Source organism: Pseudomonas sp. Sample_24 (genome assembly GCF_004307605.1).
Lineage (GTDB): Bacteria > Pseudomonadota > Gammaproteobacteria > Pseudomonadales > Pseudomonadaceae > Aquipseudomonas.
Map to the genome: position 1 here is coordinate 1 of NZ_RCNW01000245.1, position 16,924 is coordinate 16,924.

The following is a 16,924-nucleotide window of genomic DNA, read 5'->3' on the forward strand; positions in this document are numbered from 1 at the left end:
AGCCGTCCGGGTTGACGACCGACTGCTGGTACATGGCCTTGTAGGTCGCCTCGTCGGTCAACGTATTGGCCAGAACCTCGGGACGAACGGGATACAGGGAAGCCGCACTCATCTTTCTTACCTCGGTGGAATAGTTGTTTTTGTATGGCACCGTTGTAGCCCGGGCCGGGCCTATAGAACCATTCGACGATGGTAGTAACAAGCCCACACAAAATGTCGTGAATAGCGACTCAGCCTGCCAAGCCAGAGGTAATTCGTCCTACTCCAAACGAGCTAGGTTCCCCATAACCTGTGGGAGCTGGCTTGCCAGCGATGACGCTATGCCTGACACACCGCGTCGCCAATTTCGCCAACAAGCCGGCTCCTGCATAGCCGTACACAAAGGTTTCGAAGGATTGTTACGAAAACTGTCAAAAGTGTTTATCAAAAGCACGGCTATATGAACGAAACCCCCACGCCTAAAATCCACCTCGCCAACCCGGCAACCTGAGTTAACCACGTTACAGCCCCCACGAAGGCAGTTAACCCAAACCCAAGTTGTAAAGATTCACACGCAATCCCAAAAAGATTGCGTGCCCCCTCTCGCCTCAAGAAAGGTAAAACTTAAATGAAAGCTTTATTGGTTCTGGCCCTCAGCAGTCTGTGCGCAACCGCCATGGCAGACGAGGTTCAGACTGATGTCGCGCAGCAACAACCGGCTATCGAGGAATACACTTACTCGATGCACCTGGACATCGCCAAAGTTGTTTCCATGAGCGAAGTCCCCAATGTGTGTGAAGTTGTCCCGATGAAAATGGAATATGACGACTCCAAAGGCCAACGGCATATCTTGCGTTACAGCGTCATGGGCAATGGCTGCTCCAGCGGCTGAGTAACTGCACCGAATCGGATCATTTCAGCGATTGCTGAAGGTCGATTCCAGCCCGGCTTCGGTCGGGCTCAGTTGTGTTTGGAACTCTCGAAAAGCATCCAGAAACACAAGATGTAGTGAAAAAAGCCTTTTTTTGATTACTTTTTGAGCAAACTCAAATTTGCCAAAAAAAATTTTGCCATCGCCAATCTCAGCCAAAGCCCTGTAAACCCTCGCTCCGACCGAAAAACCCTGCTTCTCGACCGCTCCATGCGCGGATTCGCCCCACCACGCCGGTGAAAATTTCCCTATAATGCCGCCTTAAACGGGCCTGCAATATCCCCTTACAGGGATCAATAGCCAGTCTGAAGCCCCGCAACAGCATTCGATGCTGATTGCGCCCATCAGAGGCTCTCGGAACCCCGTACAAAATTCTGTTTTATTGCCTGCCTTGGCGAGTGCAAAAAACGATTCCTTTAGATCCAACGCGGCCAGTACGGCCGTGTGAAATACCGACTCATCCATTTCACACGGGCAATCTGGCCCTCACGCAGGAGACGACACGTCATGCTGAGCTGGGACGAATTCGACAAAGAAGACACGGAAGTAGCAGTCAAGAGCGCTAACGCTGGCCACGCCACCGAAGCCAACATGGACCGTCTCGACAGCGCCGGCGGTGCCGCCGCGCTGGAAGCCCGCGCCGTGACCGCCAGTGACTCCGCCGCCGTGGCCCGCGCCAAGGCTGCCCTGGATTCCCTCGACGTCGCCGAAGGCCTCGCCGAACTCGAAGGCGCCTCCGCTCGTGTCGCCGTTGACGAAAAGCGCATGATCAACTGCCGCGCCGACCTCAACCAACTCGTACCCTTCAAGTACGACTGGGCCTGGCAGAAGTACCTCGACGGCTGCGCAAACCACTGGATGCCGCAAGAAGTCAACATGACCGCCGACATCGCCCTCTGGAAAAACCCGGAAGGCCTGACCGACGACGAGCGCCGTATCGTGATGCGCAACCTCGGCTTCTTCTCCACCGCCGACTCCCTGGTTGCCAACAACCTGGTCCTGGCCGTGTACCGCCTGATCACCAACCCGGAATGCCGCCAGTACATCCTGCGCCAGGCCTTCGAAGAGGCGATCCACACCCACGCCTACCAGTACTGCATCGAATCGCTGGCCATGGATGAAGGTGAAATCTTCAACATGTACCACGAGATCCCATCGGTCGCGAAAAAAGCCACCTGGGGCCTGAAATACACCCGTTCGATCTCCGATCCGAAGTTCGAAACCGGCACCGTCGAAACCGACAAAGAACTGCTGCGCAACCTGATCGCCTACTACTGCGTTCTGGAAGGCATCTTCTTCTATTGCGGCTTCACCCAGATCCTCTCCATGGGCCGCCGCAACAAAATGACCGGCGTCGCCGAGCAGTTCCAATACATCCTGCGCGACGAATCCATGCACCTGAACTTCGGCATCGACGTGATCAACCAGATCAAAATCGAAAACCCACACCTGTGGGACGCCGAAATGAAGGAAGAAGCCTCGCAAATGATCCTGCAAGGCACCCAACTGGAAATCGAATACGCCCGCGACACCATGCCTCGCGGCGTACTGGGCATGAACGCGGCGATGATGGAGGACTACCTCAAGTTCATCGCCAACCGTCGCCTGTCGCAGATCGGTTTGAAGGAAGAGTACCCAGGGACGACTAACCCGTTCCCTTGGATGAGCGAGATCATGGACTTGAAGAAAGAGAAGAATTTCTTTGAGACGCGGGTTATTGAGTATCAGACTGGTGGGGCTTTGAGCTGGGATTGATTCCCTAGTTGCGGCGCGACTTGACGATGGTGTCACATCGAAAAATCGAAAACTGAAAGCCCCGATCTGATCGGGGCTTTTTTGTTCGGTCGTGGATATTCCCCCCTCACGCTCAGAAAATACCTACAACACTTACAGCAGCTTCCACCTCAATGGCCACTCAAAACTCCTAACCGTTTTGACAGCCCGATCGTTGAGGCCTTTGCTACAAAATGAACTTGGCCGGAGCCTTGCCGCTTACCTACATTCGGTGCATTCGGCACCTCTACTTAAAGTTCATTTCTTGCCCGCTACCTAGTGAACCGTTACCATTTATCGCATATAGGGCGTGTCACTTCTGGGCCGCAACTCACCTGAGCGCTACAGTGCGCTTTTTTTATTTTCGTCTTAGGCGCATCGACTAAATCAATGAAATATAAGGATTCTATCCCGGTCATCGACCTCTTTGCCGGCCCGGGCGGACTCGGGGAGGGATTCTCTTCAATCGGTGGCCCTGAGAAGGGAGTACGTAAGTTTCAGCTACGTGTCTCGATCGAGAAAGATCCTGTCGCTCACGCGACTTTATCCCTCCGCGCATTGTTTCGCGCTTTTCCAAAAGGCGAAGCACCGGAGGCTTACTACCAATACGTCCGGGGTGAAATCACTCGTGAAGAGCTTTTCAAGCATCCGGACGTACCGGCAGAAGCAGTGGAGGCTGCACAAGAAGCTAAGCTCGCAGAGCTTGGTAAAATTTCGCCCGATGAGGTCGACAATTGGATCAGGGAAGCCCTGACAGGCGCAGATGAATGGGTACTCATTGGCGGCCCGCCGTGCCAAGCATACTCAGTAGCAGGACGTGCCCGTCGAACACGCGAGAGCCAAGAGGAGTTTGAAAGCGACGAGAAGCACTTTCTCTACAAAGAGTATCTGCGGATTATTCGTGAGTTCAAACCGACGATCTTCGTCATGGAGAACGTGAAAGGCATACTGTCCTCGAAGCACAGCGGCTCGAACATTTTCCAGCAAATTCTCGAGGACCTCTCGACTCCTGGTGGCGATCTTTCGTACAACATCCGCTCCTTAGTCGTCCCTAAAGATGTGGAGAAACCAGACCCACATGACTTTGTCATTCAAGCGGAGCGTCACGGTCTTCCTCAGGCTCGACACAGGGTTATCCTGCTTGGGGTTCGCTCTGACGTTGCCTCGAGCTGTCCCGCTCTATTGGAGCGTCCGCAAAAGCTTGTAATGGAACCCAGCAAAACGGTTTTCACAGTTGGGCAGGCTTTATCAGGACTCCCTCCAATACGGAGCAAAATTTCAAGGGGAGGAGATTCCCTCGAGGCCTGGCTCTCAACATTGGATGAGGCCAGCTCCATGCTTTTACGGCCTTATGTGGCTGGCCGGGGGGATTTAATAGATACCATGAAGGATGCGGCTGTTAAAGCACAGCGGCTGAAATCTAATGGCAGTGGATTCATACCCTGGAAAGTAGTTCCAGAAATGAGTGCCAAGCAACGTGAGTGGTTTCTCGACCCCAGACTGAATGGGGTGCTACAGCATGAGGCTCGGAGCCATATGCGTTCTGACCTGCATAGGTATATTTTTGCAGCAAGCTACGCACGGTTGAACGGCACCTCACCAAAAATACACCAATTCCCTGCCCAACTCCTGCCAGCTCATGAAAACGTGTCTTCCGATTTCGTCCCCTTTAGTGACCGTTTCAGAGTTCAAATGGAAGATGGTCCGTCTACCACAGTTGTCGCCCACATAGCTAAAGATGGTCATTACTACATTCACCCGGACCCAAGCCAGTGCCGTAGTTTGACTGTTCGCGAAGCCGCGCGACTGCAGACTTTTCCTGACAATTACTTCTTCGAGGGAAATAGAACACAGCAGTACACACAAATCGGAAACGCAGTCCCGCCGCTTCTTGCTAGAAAGATCGCAGCTGTTGTCGCTGAAATCATCGATTCCTATCGCTCGGGGAAAAACCGCCAAGCGTCACTTGGCATTTAATCGAATCGGACAGACTATTGAGCAACGTAATCAGCGCCAGATAGTATCGGGGGCAGGCACCCGCAACGACGCCAAATCTTCTGCCTGCCTCTGCCAATGAATACGCGACCTAATAACCCTGTAACCCTGCACCCATAGTTTTGACCTTTCTATCTAGGCAATGGTGGGGGCGTAGCGCATCTCAAAAATAGTTGCCAAGGGAAGAGAAAACATAGCCTCTCGACACGCCGGATGCTTCGCCCGCTCAGTTTTTTTGTGTTCATAATCCCTATTTCGTGATGAGCGGGATATCGAGTTGGCCGCATTTACAGATCAACGGTGGCCGCTCATCACTGATAAACCCGCTTCACGTTGATCACCCGCAGCAATTGGGCTACACGCTCGCAACGCGCGCGCACCCAACCTCGGTACGAAGGCACTAATTTCATTATGCTAAGCCACGAGTGACCCGCTTTGCCTTAGCTCAAGAGCCGAGTGAGCCATGGTCAGTTATTACTGTAGGTTCCAACAGCGGCACCTTTCTTCCTTTACGTGCTTATGACTAGTAGATATTGTGAGCAGATTGCCACTACAAATCTCTTAGCGACATATCAATGCAAGTGATTTCTGTTAGATTTCAATCCACATTGCTCACTGGTCGATAGGGACATCTTAATGACAGCCTTGAGGGTGGTCATGATTTGCACGCCTTAGAGAGCTGGAACATGGACAAGGAATCGCCCGTGAAAACAAAATCATGCAGTAAGCTCATTTCTCAGGCCATTTGATGGAGACGCATGGGGCATGTGGGTGACACTGTGGTGAAACTGAACCCTTTACTCCGTATGGCGGCGATTGCCGGTGTAGAGATCGCTATCAAACTTCACATTGCGCGGGGAGATAATCTCGATGCCCGAGACAGTGGAGGTGCCACCCTGCTGATGCTTGCTTCCGCTCGAAGGAAGAAGGGCGTTGTGCGGCTGCTTTTGGTTGCTGGAGCAAACCCAGAGTTGCTCGACTCCAAGGGCAGAGGAGTCATGGTCTACGCAGAGAAAGGTGGATGTCCTGAATGCATTGCTCTACTAAGAGAGGCTCTAGACGATTTTGGCCAAGTAGATGAGTGCAGGGTATCTGAAGAACGTTGGTCAATGCCAAGAGAGTCGATTCCGCAAGCTGCAACGATAGCAGAAGTATTTCAGGTTACCCATGAAGCGAGGAATGAAGCGGCTGTAGTGGCAACTCAGGATGAGGTAGTCATGTTCGACATCAGCCTAGCGACTCTGGAGAACACTAAAAGCGAACTGGATGACCTGCTCAGTTTCGAGTCCGCGATAGAACCAGAAGAGTTCTTCGCCCAATCCAATAGCGAATCGGCTTCGGGGTCATTCGTTGCGATAGTCAGTTCGGAACCCATGGTTTTGGATGACAAGGATGTGAATTGGGATCTCGACCTTTCAACTGCACAAATTGCCGGTGATGGAATCGGTACCAACGTTGCCGTAGCAGCCTATCAAGGCGCAGAAAATGACTTCCTGAAGGTCCGTAACCGCGGTCGAAAATCGGTTAAACGCGCAGTCCTCCAGACCGGCACGCGGCTGTCGATTGATCCAGATATATGCATCACTTGGGCGGAGGAAACACTGAAGAAGGGATGGTGCTCTGTCGATGATGTCAACCAACTGGTCGCGCATTGTGAGGGCAATGGTGATTTCGAAGAGCTACGCATTAATGTACAGCGCAACTTGGAAGCTGCTGGCTTCGATCATTTCGATCATTCTAACGAGCATGATGTTGTCCGATGGGGCGCCAGATCGGACATTGCAGACATATCGTCCGGCGAGCTAGCCGAAGCGATTGAGGCAGCCCTTACGCGTGAAACGAGGCTGCCAGGGACGCAAAAATTCAGCATGGACAAGTCCTACGAACAGCAGCTTCTGGGGCCAATAGCGAGGGCAAAGCAGGAGCTTCAGCTAGGGATTCTCTCCTCCGAAGCCGCCGTCGGAACGATCGTCGATGTCTTCGACAGCATCCGCGACGGGTACCGAGCTCCCGATTCTGTCTCGCTTAGGAGCATCATTCCCTCGCGCTTGAACCATACCGAGACGGCCGAAGTCATGGCCGCCGTGGAAGCCCTTAAGTCTTGGCAGGCCAATGGTCGCAAGATGGAAGGTAAGCGGCGAAGAGAAGCACTTGATGCGCTCGATGCGCTCGATATATCTCTGGCGTTTCACAAGGATTTGGTTCGCTCCCTAGAGCAAAATATGGGGAGCATCGAGAACTCCATTCAGCTGGACAAACTGATTTCGGTCTATGAGGCTGCCACTGCGCGTCTTATCCGTGAGCATCTTCCTTTTGCGAGGCGTTTTGCGGCAAGGAACGTGGAGAAAGACGAAGACCCTGAAGATGTTTTCCAAGTGGTATTCACGGGGCTACAGCGATCGACGAGGCGTTTTGACTCAGCGCGTGGGGATAGGTTTGTTATCTATTGCACCTTCTGGATGCAACAGGCGCTAACGAGATGGCGTGCAGATGAAAGTGCATCGGTCCGTGTACCTGCGCATCGGTATCACAACTTGACGATGTTTGATCGCGTTCTAGACAAGCTCGACGTCCGCTCTGACAGCGCTGTTTCGGACAATGAACTTGCCACTGAGCTAGGGTGGACAACTGATCAAGTGCGAGAGTTTCGCAGAATACCCCGTAATGCTGAATATCCCGAAAGCTTCGAGGATTGGGATGAGCTCTTACCCGCCCAGGAGCATGAAGATATCTTCGACAATGCAGAAACAGCGAGGATTGTAGTGGATGCATTGGCTGAGTTGGATTCGCGTGAAGCGGCTGTGATTAAAATGCGCTTCGGAATAGGATGCGACGAAGAAATGACCCTCGAAGAAATTGGCAAGCACTACGATTTGACACGCGAACGCATTCGACAGATCGAAACTAAGGCGCTTGAACGTCTTTCACTTCCAGCACGCAAGGCCCGCTTGAAAGAATTAATGGGGATTGAATAGCATGGGAGTTAGAAATGCACCTCCTTATGCTGGTTCGATGCTCGAGTCACTTCGCGGGCTCGGCTACTCGCTACCTACTGCACTTGCCGATCTCGTCGACAATTCCATCGCGGCGAATTCGAGCGAGGTCGCCGTTCATCTCGAATGGGCCGGTCCGGAGAGCTGGGTAAGGATCGTTGATAATGGCGACGGAATGGACGATGCCAGTCTGGAAGCCGGTATGCGGTTCGGTGCGCGCGATCCGAGGGCTGAACGCGCTGCCAGTGATCTCGGGCGCTTCGGGCTGGGACTGAAGACCGCGAGTTTCTCGCAGGCGCGGCGACTGACCGTCGCCAGTCGGCAGAACGGTGGACCTGTCGTGTGCCTGCGCTGGGACCTAGATCTCATCGGTCAGGAGTCAGGCCCCGAATGGCCGATCTTCGAAGGACCCGCTTCAGGATCGGAGCAGCTGTTTTCGCCACTCGAACAGATGGAACACGGCACAGTTGTCCTCTGGGAGAAGCTCGACCGCATCGTGACCGATGGATTCTGTGCCACAGACATGATCGAGCTCGCGGATCGCGTTGAAGCGCATCTTGCGATGACCTTTCATCGTCTCCTCGACGGCTATCAACCAACGTTTCGCCTCCTTCTGAACGGCAGAGAGGTTAAGCCGTGGGACCCGTACCTGATGGGACATCCAGGCAAGGCGTTAGAAAGCCCTGAGTATCGCATTCTCCATACCACAGGTGTGTCGGTTCAATGCCACGTCCTTCCTCATCGCGACATGCTAAAGCCCACCGAACAGGAAGCCGCAGCCGGGCCCGGAGGATGGACGCAGCAGGAGGGCTTCTACGTCTACCGCAACAAGCGTCTCCTTCTCGCCGGGGGCTGGCTTGGCCTCGGCGATGGAGGCAAGTCATGGCCACGCGATGAAGCCCACAGGCTTGCCCGCATTCGCCTCGACATACCGAACAGCGCAGACGCCGATTGGAAGATCAATGTCCTGAAGTCGGCGGCCAGCCCGCCGGTACGACTGCGATCTCAACTTAACCGCCTGGCATCGGAAACCCGCGACACAGCGAGGCGGGTTTTTGCCCACAGGGGGCACATTGCGCAGGTGTCTGGCGCGCGGTCGAACTCCGTAGCAGAGGCCTGGCAGGTGCGCCGCTCGGCACAAGGGACATCCTACCGAATCGCGCGTGACCATGACCTAGTCGCCTCGATCCTGAATCGCGCCGGTGCGCTCAAGCCCGATATCCTCGCTCTACTAAGGCTCATCGAGGAGACTGTTCCCGTTCAGCGCATCTGGCTTGATACGGCGGAAGACAAGCAAACTCCGAGAACAGGTTTCGCCGGAGCACCTAACAATGAAGTGATGGAAACGTTGTCCTCAATATTCGAAGCGCTGGTGAAGTTTCGCGGGCTCAACCCGACCGAGGCGCGCGAACGGCTCGGTCGCACGCCCCCATTCGACCGGCACCTCGAACTGGTTGCAGCCCTTGGAGTGAAAGATACGCAATGACGAATTCGAACCTGAAAGCTTTCGATTCAATCTTATCCATGGCGCAGAACATGCTCCGCCTCGCCGAAGAGCGCGCTCAGAGCCCTGTCACTCCGGAAATGATCGAAAAGGAGCTGATCAAGCTAGCGATTATGATGGAGGAGGACTTTGCCCTCGTCGATCGCGACGCACTCGTCGATGAACTGATCCGCCGATCGAGCCGTACGGTGGGTAAGAACGCTACTCTTTCGAGCGGTGAGGACCATGTCGTTTGGCTCGAGGCGGAAAGGAAGAGGAACTGGACCTACTGGCAGCGTTACTCCGAATACATGGAAGCACGCATCCCTTGGACGGCCCTCGATGCCCTCGACCTTGCTACGGATGAAGTTCTGTCGCAACTCGAGGACCCGACCCGGGAAGGCGCATGGGATCGTCGCGGGATGGTCGTGGGCCACGTTCAGTCGGGAAAGACCGGCAACTACACCGGATTGATCTGCAAGGCCGCCGACGCAGGTTACAAGATCATTATCGTGCTGGCCGGCCTGCACAACAATCTGAGAGCCCAGACACAGATCCGCCTCGACGAGGGGTTCTTGGGTTTTGCCACCATCGCTGACGCTGATGAGCTCCCTGCGGTCGGGGTGGGATTGATCGACAAGGACTTGTCTGTCCGCCCCAACGCTGCAACCAATCGAAACGACAATGGCGACTTCAACACGGTTGCTGCGTCGAGGATGAACATTAGCCCGGAACAGCGGCCATGGCTGTTCGTGGTCAAAAAGAACAAGACTGTACTTGAGCTCCTGCTGCACTGGATCCGCAACCGTGTCGCCAACCACGTTGACCCTGAAACCGGTCGCAAGCTCGTCACCAACCTGCCTCTCCTAGTGATCGACGACGAGTCCGATCATGGATCGGTCGACACGGGCGAAGACATCGTGGATGAGTTCGGCGTCCCGGATCTCGAACATAAACCCAAGACCATCAACAGGTTGATCCGCTCGATCCTCCACCACTTCTCGAGGAAGGCTTATGTCGGCTATACGGCGACGCCCTTCGCAAACATCTTCATTCATGACCGCGGGGAGACACAGGAGCACGGACCAGACCTATTCCCAGCAGCCTTCATCACCAGTCTTGCGGCACCATCTAACTACGTCGGGCCTGGCCGTGTCTTCGGATCGGCTTCCAGCGCGCCTGAAGACCTACCCATGGTGCGCCCCCTGTCGGACAACGAGTTCCAGACTTGGATGCCGCCACGGCACAAGAACGGATACCGACCGCGATGGCAGGGAGAGGACCGTGTGCCAGATTCACTCGCCGAGGCGATTCGTTCCTTTGTCTATGCCTGTTCCGTGAGGAAGCTGCGAGGACAGGGCAGCAAGCATTCCTCGATGCTCATCCACGTTACCCGCTTCACTTCGGTACAGAATGCCGTCGTTAACCAAGTTGCGACGTACGTGCGGGATCTGAAGGGCCGCTATACCCGCGGCATCGAGCTTGCGGAGCTCGAGGCGTTCATGCGCAAGGAATATGAAGAGACTTTCCTACCAAGCATGCAGGGGATCCGCTCTGCGCTCGTCGAAGGCGAAGCGTTGGAGGACTTCTCGTGGGCGGACATTCGTGCCGTCCTCCCCAATGTGCTGTCCGACATACGCGTGCGCGAGATCAACGGCAGTGCCAAGGACGCGCTCGATTATGCTGAGAACGATGTCACCGGCCTCAAGGTGATTGCCATCGGCGGTGACAAGCTTGCCCGCGGTCTAACGCTCGAAGGTCTCTGCACGAGTTACTTCCTGCGAACTGCACGCATGTACGACACGCTCATGCAGATGGGGCGCTGGTTTGGCTACCGCGACGGTTACCTCGATGTCTGCCGCCTCTATACGTCGCAGGAAATGGTGGAGTGGTTCGGCCACATCGCGGATGCCGCCGAAGAGTTGCGCCAAGAGTTCGACAACATGTTTGCGGCCGGAGCTACGCCCAAACAGTTCGGGTTGCGCGTGAAATCGCACTCTGTACTCACGGTGACGTCGCGGGCCAAGATGAGGAACGCTCGCGCGATGCAGTTGACATACTCCGGCGATCTGCTGCAGACCATCGTGTTTCCCAATCGCAAGGACGACATCACTGCGAACTTCAAGGCTACTAATCGCTTCATCGCCGAACTCGGCCCATCAAAGGACCTGAACCACCAGATCTTCGTGCCGGATGGCCAGAATTGGAACGGTCACCTTTGGCGCGATGTGCCAGCTCTGAGCATAATCTCGTTCCTTCGGGACTATAGAACGCACCCGGCTAGCTTCCGGATTATGAGTCCGTTGATCGCTGACTTCATCGAGGAGATGAACAAGGGGCGTGAGCTCACGAGCTGGACGGTCGCGCTGATCGGAAAGGACAGCGGCCCCGACGACAAAGACCGTACGGTAGGTGGTTGTTCGGTCAACATGCTGCAGCGGAAGCGAACGACCGCACATGAGGATCGATACTCGATTAAGACCCTGATATCGCCTCGAGATCAGGCCATTGATCTGACGGAAGCGGAATGGAAAGCTGCGCTGGAGCTCAGCCAGAAAGCCTGGCGCAATGACACTGATCGCAACGAAGGCAAGGAGCCTCCGTCAGAACCAAGAGGACCCCAGATCCGTCGGGTTCTCGGAGAAGGCGTCGCCGAAGCTGGCATCCCGCCTCGCCGGGAACGCGGCTTGCTGATGCTCTATTTGCTGGATCCAGAGGGTGCTGGCGTCGATGAGCTGAAGAATGCCGATCCCGTCGTCGCTTGGTCAATCAGTTTTCCGTCAAGCACTTCCGAGAGAAGGGTTTCAAATTCGAGGTATATCGCCAACAGCGTACTGTGGGGAGGTCTCAATGAGTGGGTGGACTGAAGAGGGACTCGCACGTGCGTGGCGAGCGCTCGCGCGCCAGGAAGCAGGGGAAGACTGGCGATTTGTCCACCTCGCGGGAATTGGCGTTCTCTCGGTCGAGGCGGGATGTCACTTTCCCTTAGGTCGTGAAGCGCTGATCGTCTCCTTTCCCGGATCATGGTCGGTCAATCCGGCACGGCTGCCCGAAGGCAAGGGGTTCGACGTATCCAACATAGAAGGTCAGCTTGTGTTTGCCGGAAAGACGGCCATCGCTCTCGTGAGACGGCCTGAAGGGTCACCGGATATCTTCGCCATTATAGTTGTTGATATCTTGAGGACGCTGGAGGCTGCAGCCGAGAACGCGAGCCGCGATGTGATGGATGCCTTCCTTGAACGGGTCAGGGAGTGGCAGGCATTTATGGCTCGAACGCACCGCCCACTATCGTCTGATGCGCAAATTGGCTTGTTCGGCGAACTGTGGTTGCTCAATCTGCTCGCGGACACTCCCCTCGGAGCGGGTGCTCTCAACTGCTGGCAGGGACCTTTGCGGGCGGCGCAGGACTTTCATGTTCGGGGTGGCGCAATAGAGGTAAAGAGCACTGTTCAAACCGGCAGTTTCCTTGCTCGGATTAACAGCATCGAGCAGCTGGATGGTGACAGGGCACCCATCTTCCTCTGCGCCTTTCGCTTTGAAGAAAACACTGATGGGGCCTCGCTCGCCGGTCTCGTGTCCGAACTCCGCGAAAGGTTCGAACTGGCCGGAGTGCAACGCGGATTCGAGGCGTTGCTCATGGTGATGGGATACCTCGACGAGCATGCAGCGCTCTATGGCCGCACGCTGACATTGAAGGACGCGAGAGCGATCCACGCAGAAGGTGACATGCCGCGCCTCACTCGTGCCGCGCTGCCAGCGGCCATCCGCTCGGCGGCCTACGTGCTCGACCTTGACGCCCTCGAAGTCCCCACCATCGGACTCTCGGAGCTGATTAACGAATTTGGACTGGATTGAAATGAGCCTCGAAGAATTTCACCGCAACTTCCGCTCCGACCTGCATACGACAATTGCAGAGCGAGTCCAGGCAGGTGAAGGGCCATTCCCTTCGGAGGAGCTCGTCTTTGCTGAAAAGGTCATGGAGCATCTTGCTGAGACAGGGATTTGCGAAGAGTCCGTGGTCTGCCACTGGAACGGAAAGGTTGGCAACGCGAAGCTGCGTATCAGTGGCTATGCCCTCAGCGCTGATGAAACTGCCCTCGACCTGTTTGTCAGCCATTACTTTGGATCTGAGCAACTTCAAGATCTTGCAGACTCGGATGCAACAGCCACCGCCAGTGAAGGAGTTCGCTTTCTGTTTCGCGCGGCGAGCGGAAACCTCGACGCAAAAATTGATCCAACCCATTCGATCCGAGACCTAGTCGCGACCATTCGATCCCGCTGGAGTGATATTGACCGACTTCGGGTGTTCGTTATCACCGACGGCAAGACTAAGACTAAGCGATTTTCCAACAAGGAGGTCCATGACAAGATGGTGGCCGTCGAGTCCATGGACATGGAAAGGCTGTTCCGTCACACCGATGGAAAACCTCGCGACGAGCTGGCTCTAAGCTTCGTCCAGTCAATCGGGCGACCACTTCCCTGCGTCCATGTCCCTGATCCGGACGCCGACTACGAGTATGCGCTGACTGCAATTCCGGGCCAGCTCATTCGTGACCTTTACTTACGCTTCGGATCTCGGTTGCTGGAAGCCAACGTGCGAACTTTCCTTGGCAACAAGAAGGCTGTGAACAAAGGTATTGTCGAAACACTCCGCAAGGAGCCGGAGCACTTTCTTGCCTTCAACAACGGCCTCGTCCTTGTCTGTGACGAAGCGGCATTCGAGCGCGCCGATGACGGTAATCTGGGGCTCTCTTTCCTGAAGGGACTCCAGATCGTCAATGGTGGACAGACGACCTCGTCCATCTACTTCGCATCGCGCGATGATAGGTCCATCGACCTGAGCCACGTCATGGTCCCGGCAAAAATTATCATCCTCAAGGGATCGCAAGATGAAGCGCGCGAGCGACTGATCTGCAACGTCTCGCGCTATGCGAACAGCCAGAACGCTGTGAAGATGTCCGACCTGTCCGCGAACAGGCCGTTCCATGTTCAGCTTGAGAAGCTAGCAAACGAGACTTGGTGCCCTGATGGTGCCACGCGGTGGTTCTACGAACGAGCCGCAGGTGCCTACAATGTCATGCTACTGAGAGACGGCAATACCCCAGCAAAGCGTCGAAAGCTGCAGGAGACGGTTCCTCCGAAGCGCAAGCTGACCAAGAACGACATCGCAAAGTATCACGAAGCGTGGCGCGGCAAGCCGGATGTTGTGGCAAGGGGTGGAGAGAAGAATTTCGTCTTGTTCATGGAAGAGCTAGACAAGGTTCCGGGAGTAGTTCCCAACCCACTCGATGTTCCTTGGTATCGTGCAATGATTGCCAAGGTTATTCTCTTCAAGGCGATCGAGAGCATGATCAAGACTAAGGAGGCAAAGGAGGTCTTCCGCCAAGGATGGGTGAACATCGCCACCTATGTCGTGTCCGTAGTGGCGGACAGACTTGGCGACAGACTCGACTTCGATCAGATCTGGATGAGGCAAGGGATTTCCGGCGGTCTGCGCGAACTGCTTTGGGACTGGGCCGTGGTCGTGAACGCCGAGTTCAATAGGGTTGCTCCTGGCCAGCAAATTTCGGAAGTGGCTAAGCGAGTGGATACTTGGACAAAAGTCAGACTGGCTGATTTCTCCCCCCCTGCGAACGGAATAATCGAATTACGCTATCAATAAGTTCTAACACCACCAAAAAAGCAGCTGACTTCTTCTCGGAGCCAAGCTACGGATAGTCAGGCCCTGAGATATACCGCTGTTTGCAGACCTGTAGAGTCTCAGCAACCAGCGTATTTCTGGTTCAAACCTGGTGCCCTGTGGCAGTGCTCTGGAACATCACTTGGTCAAATTGCACACAGTGATCCAGTTCGCGTCGGAGAGTGGTACGAACGAGCTTCGGCAAAGAAAAAGCTAAAATTGAGTGAGACAGTACCGAAAAAGTCGAGTTGATTGACTAGCTAGGACGTATGCATTGAGTGCAGACATAGTTTCCCCAGAACACCGTTCCAAGATCATGTCGATGATCAAAGGCAAGAACACGCGGCCTGAAATGGTCGTTCGATCGGTGTGCCATGAAATGGGGCTTCGCTATCGTCTATATAGGAAAGATCTGCCGGGAAAACCTGACTTGGTGTTCCCCAAACACCGACTATGTATATTCGTACATGGCTGCTTTTGGCACAGACATCCTGACTGCAAATATGCGTACACGCCCAAAAGCAGGCTGGACTTTTGGCAGCCAAAACTGGCGAAGAACGTGGAGCGAGATGCTGATGCACAGCAGGCGCTACACACGCTGGGATGGAGAGTGGCGATCATTTGGGAATGCCACACCAAAAACAGAGAGTTCCTACGCAATGAAATCCGGAAGATATTCGGTTTGCGTGCTTAGGCTCTAGATATTATCGATTGAGTAATCATGTCCGATTTTGAAAGGTTGACCCTGCGGCGTTGAGCCTCTAGGCTTTCGTTTCGGCGCCTAAGAAACGCCTTAAACCAGAGCGGCCCTCCGCACCCGACAGTCATGCGGCTTTTTTTCGTCTGCGGTTTCTCTACGCCTGCGAAAAATTCCCGTTATGTCGGGAGTGGGCGAATACAAGACCCGAAAGGGGAATATGTCCGGCCCGTCTCTGGTGGGTTTCTTAGCTCCCGACACCCTTAACGAATGCCCTAAGAAAGCAGCCAGAGGTAAAGGAAATGCCTGACTATCCGACCTTCACGATGAAGGTGAATCGCCGTACCCACAGATCCAATCATGCGCTTCCGATCCAGGAGGCACGCCATGTCTGAGTCACTCAAACCGACCCTTTTCACCCGTCACAACGTTCACCTGCATGCCCTGCTTTTGGAGAATCAGGCGTGGTTCTGCGCAAATGACCTCGGGCGACTGATGGGTAAACATCTTGATGAGCGCATGACGCGCAAGCTCGACACGGATCAGAGACAAATGATGCTCGTCGACGTTTACGGCGCCTCCAAGGAGCGTCTGATGGTGAGCGAGTCTGGTGCGTATGCGTTGTTGATTTATCACTACTGCCCTGAGAATCGATTGCTGCGGGAGTGGCTGACTCATCAGGTGGTGCCGGCCTTGCGAGACGCAAGGCCGTCGCGGTTAGTCGAGCGTCCTACGCTGAGTGTGCTTGATTGGCCGAAGATGTCGCTCTGTATGCTGCATTGGCAGGATGAACCATGGATTCGGTTGCGGGATATGCCGTGTGTGCTGGCGGATGATCCGTTCAATCGGCAGGAGTCCTGGTGGCGTAAGGCGTCTCGCGTGTTGCGAGGGTTCTGATCTCCCTGCTGCGTCAAAATCCGCTGCTTGAATTCCGGTAGCGGATTTCGTTTTATCGCGAGTGCTCCCACAGGATCTGCGGCGGGGTTGGAATGAGTATCTGCAACAAAGGCCTCACCGGCTGCCCTCAAATTCATCAATGATCTCACTAGAGGTCTTCTCAAAATTCGCGGATACCCGAATGCTCCCTTTCAATCGCCCCGGTTTCCGCACCCGGGGTTCGGCGACATGAGGCAGCAAATTCAGATACGGTTTACCGTTCTTGAAGATCAGAACCTCTTCCCCATGCCATACACGCTCAGCAAGCTCACAAAGCCGGGCTTTGGCTTCGCGCATGGTTACTTGAATACGTTCAGTCATATGGCATCTCCACAGAGTCAGCGAAGCTAGCTGAAGCGCTGGACTTTCGATAGGCCGCAATACCTCTGTACCAACACTTTCCATAAAAACAGCGACAACTCCTAAGGTCATTCGAGACCTGTCCTACAGCCATGAC

The 16,924-nt window shown here is 54.8% G+C and carries 12 protein-coding genes; 10 read left to right on the forward strand and 2 right to left on the reverse strand.

Going from position 1 to position 16,924, the window contains the following annotated elements:
• Positions 1 to 112: hypothetical protein (locus tag D8V06_RS30845; protein WP_241667819.1), on the reverse strand; the 112-nt coding region annotated here is incomplete at its 3' end.
• A 495-nt stretch (positions 113 to 607) separates the two neighbouring features.
• Between D8V06_RS30845 and D8V06_RS13505 the strand changes: the two genes are divergently transcribed.
• The 10 genes from D8V06_RS13505 (at position 608) to D8V06_RS13550 (ending at position 16,428) form a co-directional block, all read left to right on the forward strand.
• Positions 608 to 871 carry a DUF2790 domain-containing protein gene (locus tag D8V06_RS13505; protein WP_056852566.1) on the forward strand — a complete coding sequence of 88 codons (264 nt, stop codon included), beginning with the start codon at positions 608 to 610 and terminating at the stop codon, positions 869 to 871.
• Positions 872 to 1,417: 546 nt separating this feature from the next.
• Positions 1,418 to 2,665, forward strand: a complete 1,248-nt coding sequence (locus D8V06_RS13510) for a ribonucleotide-diphosphate reductase subunit beta (protein ID WP_007992761.1) — start codon at positions 1,418 to 1,420, stop codon at positions 2,663 to 2,665.
• A gap of 408 nt (positions 2,666 to 3,073) precedes the next feature.
• Entirely contained in the window at positions 3,074 to 4,660 is a 1,587-nt protein-coding gene (locus D8V06_RS13515) for a DNA cytosine methyltransferase (RefSeq protein ID WP_130931111.1), read from the forward strand.
• Between the two features lie 800 nt (positions 4,661 to 5,460).
• Complete coding sequence (locus tag D8V06_RS13520; protein WP_241667817.1) at positions 5,461 to 7,653, forward strand: sigma-70 family RNA polymerase sigma factor; 2,193 nt, start codon at positions 5,461 to 5,463, stop codon at positions 7,651 to 7,653.
• 37 nt (positions 7,654 to 7,690) lie between these two features.
• Complete coding sequence (locus tag D8V06_RS13525) at positions 7,691 to 9,157, forward strand: ATP-binding protein (RefSeq protein ID WP_206663185.1); 1,467 nt, start codon at positions 7,691 to 7,693, stop codon at positions 9,155 to 9,157.
• Positions 9,154 to 12,021, forward strand: coding sequence for a Z1 domain-containing protein (locus tag D8V06_RS13530; protein ID WP_130931114.1), 2,868 nt, complete (start codon positions 9,154 to 9,156; stop codon positions 12,019 to 12,021). The genes D8V06_RS13525 and D8V06_RS13530 overlap by 4 nt, the downstream gene beginning before the upstream one ends.
• On the forward strand, positions 12,005 to 13,009 hold the full coding sequence (locus tag D8V06_RS13535) for a PD-(D/E)XK motif protein (RefSeq protein ID WP_130931115.1): 1,005 nt from the start codon (positions 12,005 to 12,007) through the stop codon (positions 13,007 to 13,009). The genes D8V06_RS13530 and D8V06_RS13535 overlap by 17 nt, the downstream gene beginning before the upstream one ends.
• Position 13,010: 1 nt before the next feature.
• On the forward strand, positions 13,011 to 14,816 hold the full coding sequence (locus D8V06_RS13540; protein WP_130931116.1) for an AIPR family protein: 1,806 nt from the start codon (positions 13,011 to 13,013) through the stop codon (positions 14,814 to 14,816).
• A 292-nt stretch (positions 14,817 to 15,108) separates the two neighbouring features.
• On the forward strand, positions 15,109 to 15,528 hold the full coding sequence (locus D8V06_RS13545) for a very short patch repair endonuclease (RefSeq protein ID WP_130931117.1): 420 nt from the start codon (positions 15,109 to 15,111) through the stop codon (positions 15,526 to 15,528).
• Positions 15,529 to 15,918: 390 nt separating this feature from the next.
• A complete protein-coding gene (locus D8V06_RS13550; protein ID WP_130931118.1) occupies positions 15,919 to 16,428 on the forward strand; it encodes a Bro-N domain-containing protein in 510 nt (169 codons plus the stop codon).
• A gap of 114 nt (positions 16,429 to 16,542) precedes the next feature.
• Here D8V06_RS13550 and D8V06_RS13555 read toward each other — a convergent pair whose 3' ends face one another.
• Positions 16,543 to 16,788: a type II toxin-antitoxin system prevent-host-death family antitoxin gene (locus tag D8V06_RS13555; RefSeq protein WP_130931119.1), complete on the reverse strand. Its 246-nt coding sequence runs from the start codon at positions 16,786 to 16,788 to the stop codon at positions 16,543 to 16,545.
• Positions 16,789 to 16,924 lie beyond the last annotated feature (136 nt).